At 47.5% G+C, this 5,285-nt stretch carries 3 protein-coding genes and 2 pseudogenes; 1 reads left to right on the plus strand and 4 read right to left on the minus strand.

The features are described from left to right. Positions 1-132, plus strand: a pseudogene (locus H5P17_RS26070) (IS3 family transposase); the annotation flags it as partial. Between the two features lie 64 nt (positions 133-196). Here the strand turns inward: H5P17_RS26070 and H5P17_RS26075 are convergent. The 4 genes and pseudogenes from H5P17_RS26075 to H5P17_RS26090 all read right to left on the minus strand — a co-directional run. Then, on the minus strand, positions 197-631 hold the full coding sequence (locus H5P17_RS26075) for a regulatory protein RecX (RefSeq protein WP_182825874.1): 435 nt from the start codon (positions 629-631) through the stop codon (positions 197-199). Further along, positions 628-2,022: a DUF6880 family protein gene (locus tag H5P17_RS26080; protein ID WP_182825875.1), complete on the minus strand. Its 1,395-nt coding sequence runs from the start codon at positions 2,020-2,022 to the stop codon at positions 628-630. The genes H5P17_RS26075 and H5P17_RS26080 overlap by 4 nt, the downstream gene beginning before the upstream one ends. Before the next feature lie 76 nt (positions 2,023-2,098). Further along, positions 2,099-2,683: a recombinase family protein gene (locus H5P17_RS26085; RefSeq protein ID WP_182825876.1), complete on the minus strand. Its 585-nt coding sequence runs from the start codon at positions 2,681-2,683 to the stop codon at positions 2,099-2,101. A 118-nt stretch (positions 2,684-2,801) separates the two neighbouring features. Further along, a pseudogene (locus H5P17_RS26090) lies at positions 2,802-5,285 on the minus strand (Tn3 family transposase); the annotation flags it as partial.

Genomic DNA, 5,285 nt, shown 5'->3' on the forward strand with positions numbered 1-5,285 from the left:
AAGGGAAAACAGCGGCTGCCAGTGCGTAATCCAGCACCACTGGCGACGCCGCAAGCGTTAAACCAGAGCTGGTCCATCGATTTTATGCACGATGCGCTGATCTGCGGTAGAGGCTTCCGGACCTTCAATGTGGGGTAATGGGAGCGAAGCTACAATATGACGACATTTGTCTTGGATGGGGCTCTGACAACCATGATCAGCTTAACGCCTCAAATATCATGTCCATCGAAAATCCCTTGTACTGGAGGTAGCGAATCTGTTTATTTTTTTCTTTAGCTTCTGATACCACCACATCACCAAATTTACTGACTTTCAGGTCCTTTGCCATTGCATACCAGTCCACATCCACTTTCTCCAGTATCTGCTCGACCAACTCCTGAGAAAAACCTTTTTGCCTGATCTCCTGTTTGATTCTGGCCGGGCCATGTTTTTTTCGAACATGTTTATCAATCAGGTGTTTTATTAGGCGGTGATCATCCAAATAACCACACTCAACCAGCCTCGACAACGCCTTCTCGATATTCTCTCTGTTTTCCGTCATCTTACTCAGAGCCTGAGCCAACTCACCGGATGCGTAATCCCGCCTTGCAAGCAGTGACACCGCGTGGTCATACAGTTCCTGTGATGTCATGAGGCATCTCCGCTGTAGCGTAGGCCGTCTTTTCCTACCGATAATCCTTTGATTTTATCTGTCATCAGCGGCCAGAGTGCGGTTTTACGTTTATGTTGTTCGTAGAGAGTTCTAAGGTAGCCCTCTGTTTCCGGAAGCTGAGGGCAATTTTCCAGACCTTCGCCGTAATCGATGGCTTTTTTCATGTCTGAGGCGGCATAGCTGTAATACTTGCTTTTGGATTGCTGAATGTTGTCCTCGACCAAAAATCGACGCAAAAGGGTCGCCGTATGCGCATAGCCATGTTTATACAGGGTACTGGATAATGTCCGTAAATATGAATGGGTGATATAAGCCAGAGAGTCGGTGAGGTTGTTTTTTGGTGTGCCCATAATGCAGGTGTCGATTAAGTCATACCGTTCAATATCTGATGCAAAATAGACATATGGTGCTAACCCTGTATCTTTTGCTATTTTCAGGAATGCAGGGCTGTGATCGACATCTTTTTCAGCAGCTTTTGTGTACAGGTGATAAAAACGGGTATCGCATTGAAAAGTGAATGCTGTAATACAGTGGGCTTTGGCTTCCTCTTTTCTCCCTTCTTCGATCAGAGCCTGAATGAATAGTTCATTCCATATGATATTATCTGCGATCTCCTCATCGTCAGCTCGCTGGCTGTTTAATACAGCGAGTGCATCATCGGATCGCAGGTCTTCCATAAGTAATCTGACATAATCAAAATAATGGGTGGAATGGAAAAACTCATCGCTTTTAAACGCTATCGTCAGAAAATCGAGGTCTTTTATTATTATACTGAGGCCAAGAGCTTCCCGGAGGAGTTTTTTTTGATAATACATATCACGGATTACACATAAAATATCCATACCAAGTAAGGTTCGGTATTTTTTAAATATTTCAATTCCAAAATAGAATTCTCTTTCTACAACGGTGAATATTTTTTTAGCAATGGATGCGGGATCGTTGTTTTTTTGTGCTTCCAGTGATTTCATCCACGCATCCAACAGAATGGTGTAGTAACCCATCCAGCTTCCGCTGGAGGTGTCCACGTTCCCGGTGAATTTTTCGAACTCAAGCATCATTTTTACGCTCAGACTTTCTGCTTGCTCGGGGAGCTCGTGGGCGATACCCACAAGAGGGTTCGCTATACTGCGTGTCAGCTCGTCAAAAAAGGCATCGGCATCATAGTAATCATAAAAACGTTTGCTTCTGGCACGTCGGGCATACTCCTTCTCGACGGCTTTGAGTACCTCCGCTGCTGATAACAGATACCCATTCACCAGTGTGGTCCTGGCCTGCTTATTATCCTGTATCAGGTCATGAATAATATTAACCAGCACGTCATGGCTCATATCTGAAAGCTGTGCGGTTTGTTTTTTTGTTAACGATGCCATGAAGCTCCTCTTGGGGCTGGCTGTATGAAACACCAGGGCGTGTTATTTGCCCCTTCAGGTTATAAAATCATCCGGATTAACAGGATGAATTTGCAGCCTTTATTCTGTGAATAGTTTGCCGCGTTGTACTGAACTGACGGGCAACAGCACTGATGCTGTCTCCAGCTTTCAGACGGATGATCACCGCCTGCTGTTGTTCCTCATTCAATGCAGGTGGACGCCCGAAGCGTTTCCCTGCTGCCTTTGCCCTGGCAATACCAGAATGAGTGCGCTCAAGAAGCAAGTCACGTTCGAACTCGGCCACTGCCGAGATGACCTGCATGGTCATTTTCCCCGCTGGGCTGGTGAGGTCTACGCCGCCCAGCGCCAGGCAATGAACCCGAATGTCTGACTTTGCCAGCAGTTCCACTGTCTTTCTTACGTCCATCGCATTGCGTCCCAGACGGTCAAGTTTGGTGACAATCAGTACATCGCCATTTTCCATACGATCAAGTAGCCTGGCAAAACCGTGCCGTTCACTGGCAGCAACTGAACCGCTGATATGTTCTTCGACCAGTCGCTGAGGTCTGACGGTAAAACCGGCAGCTTCAATTTCCCTACGCTGATTTTCGGTGGTCTGCTCGAGAGTGGAGACCCGACAGTAAGCAAAAACTCGTGACATAGTGAAAATTTCTGTACGTAATGGATGTCCGAATCATAATGCATGTACGAAACAAATTACACTTACTTTCGTACATCCTCTGCAAGGGGTGTACGAAACCGCTCGGTTATGGTCACTCTTATGCTGCTACCTTCAGCCGACTGCCCATGTCCAGTTCGATACGACCATATGGATTGACATGGTTGTATATCAGCGGACTCAGCCCTCTCCAGTCAGCTTCTGTCATTTTGCTTCGCCAGGCAGGTTCAGACAGTACCTCCTGAATCAGAAGTGTGTTGACGTAAACCAGACTGATCTGCAGCAGATGCAGTGCCAGCATGGAAATTTCCTGTTCCTCTGGCCTGTTGGAAGTGAATTCACCATGCTCGCCGTAAAAAATAAAATCATTGGCGCTGTTCCAGTTCTCTACAACGTTCAGTCCGGAATTGATTTCACACCGTAACCCCTCATCGTTTAAATAGCGGCAAAGGAAAATAGTTTTTACAGCCCGTCCCAATTCTGCCAGGGCTTTATATGTCGGGTGTTGTGCATTATTGCGGGTAAATCGTCTTAATATGGCCTCCGGCTCTGCAGTGCCGGTCCTAAGGGCCGCTGTATATTTAATAATTTCATCATACTGTTGCCGGATCAGCTCCCAGTTTATTTCTTTTGTCAGCACCGGAGAGAGTGCCGGATATAGTGCGATGTCACCAGACTCGCAGATACTGAGCTTTTGCCGGGCGATATTTTTCAGTCGGGGCAGTAAGTCAAACCCCAGCACATAGCTGAAGGCAAAGGCCATCTCGCTCTGACCGTGGCTGTCTACGTACTGGTGGTTGATTTCCATATCCGTACAGTGCCGCAGAACGCCCTCCATCATGGCGGCCACCTCTGACGATGAGCACCGGCGCAGCTGGGAATAAATGCAGGTGGAGTTGGTATCCACGTGCCAGTAAATCATAATGCCACGCCCGCCGTACCGCGCATGCCATTCTGTCATCAGATTCTGATCGTACGCGCTGAATTTCCTGGAGTCAGCGGCGCAGGACGTGGTGACATCACCCCAGATGGTGGGCTGCTTTATCCGGAATATCCCGTTCACAATCTGCGCGATGGCCGATCGCAGAGTATCTTTCTGGATAAATTTCCGTTTGATATGACGTAACTCTTCATAAGAGACGCCCGGCTACTGGCTGGCGATACGCTTCAGACCGACGTTGGTTCCCAACCCGAACAGACACAACAGTAGCCGGTGCTGCAGCGTCTCCGGATCAATCACCTCACGGCTGCCTGATGTTCTGAATAATGACGAAAACTTTTCCCGCAGGTCAACCTCCTTCAGCAGGTCAATAAGCTCGAGGTCGGTCCAGCGACGTCCAATTTCACGCTTCAGCGACAGCGTATTTGGCGGCTCTTCCTGCGGGGGCAACGGGCTCAGGCGTATCCGTTTTTTCCCCTGCGCCCGAATACTGACCTTCTGATTCAGAGGAAATCCATAATTTAGCGTTTCCAGCCACTGCCGCAGGGTCTTTTTAAGTTGGGCAATAAACACCTCTCCGTCAGTAGGTGCACCCAGGAGCGTATAATAATGCTCCCGGTTATCAGAATAATCAGCCGGTAAATCTTCCTCCGGATTGCGGTAACGATCGGCTCCATTTACCCATATTTCTTTATTTCTAAGGCTGTTTCTTAACGCTCGCAGGACGCATATTTCATAATTAATTCGGTTAATTCGCTCTTCACCCTGTTTACCGGTTTCCATAATAATATTGCGCCATTTTTTTTGGATCACACCATCAACAGGCACATCGTCTGCAGCATAATAATGCTGGTTACTGTGCCGGTGCATTTTGATAATATTAATGGCGTCAATCACGGGACGGTACAGGTGATTACCGGACTGGAAATCCAGCTGATCCAGTACGGGGAGCAGCATCCGGCGATAATGAGCACCATAAGATGCCCGGATAGACTCATGGACTTCAAGTTCAGGATCGCTTCCCAGCGTAGTAAACTCTTCCACAAGACGCTGCAGCGTTCTCTGTGCAACAACGGGATAAACCACCTCTTTGATGACACCATCGGGTTGATCCGCTGTTGCTTCAGCCATCCGGAAGAGCAATTTTGTTTTTCCTCTGACTTTTTTAAAGGCCGCAAACTGTTTTTTATCCACTTTCTTCTCAGCCCGCGTTCCGAGGTTGTGGATCAGCTGCATTAGCATTTCAGTCAGGGCATCCGTCAGCTGTTGCCGACGTCGCCAGCAGTACATGATAATCATGGGGTAACGAATACTGACCGGGTGGCGCCGGATTTCCCTGACGGATTCGGCAGCGCAGCGCTGACGATATATTTCGATAAATTTGGGTGGAACGCCCCGGACCAAATCAGCATTCAGCCCCAGTTCATCGAGGGCGGTGAGTTGTGAAATAACAAAGAGAATATTATCGAGGCTGGGTTTCCCCGGTTCCTTTTTTATTATGCTTAATATATTTTCTTTATTATCGGAGCCATCATCTATTTCTTTTTGCTTGTCGGGTAATAATTTATTAATTACATATTTATGGTTGTTGGTGAGTCTGTTGTAAATGGAGTTTAAAAGGGTCTCTTCATAATGGTATGTAGC

The sequence above is a fragment of the Serratia sp. OS31 genome (genome assembly GCF_014164835.1).
Classification (GTDB): Bacteria; Pseudomonadota; Gammaproteobacteria; order Enterobacterales; family Enterobacteriaceae; genus Serratia; species Serratia liquefaciens_A.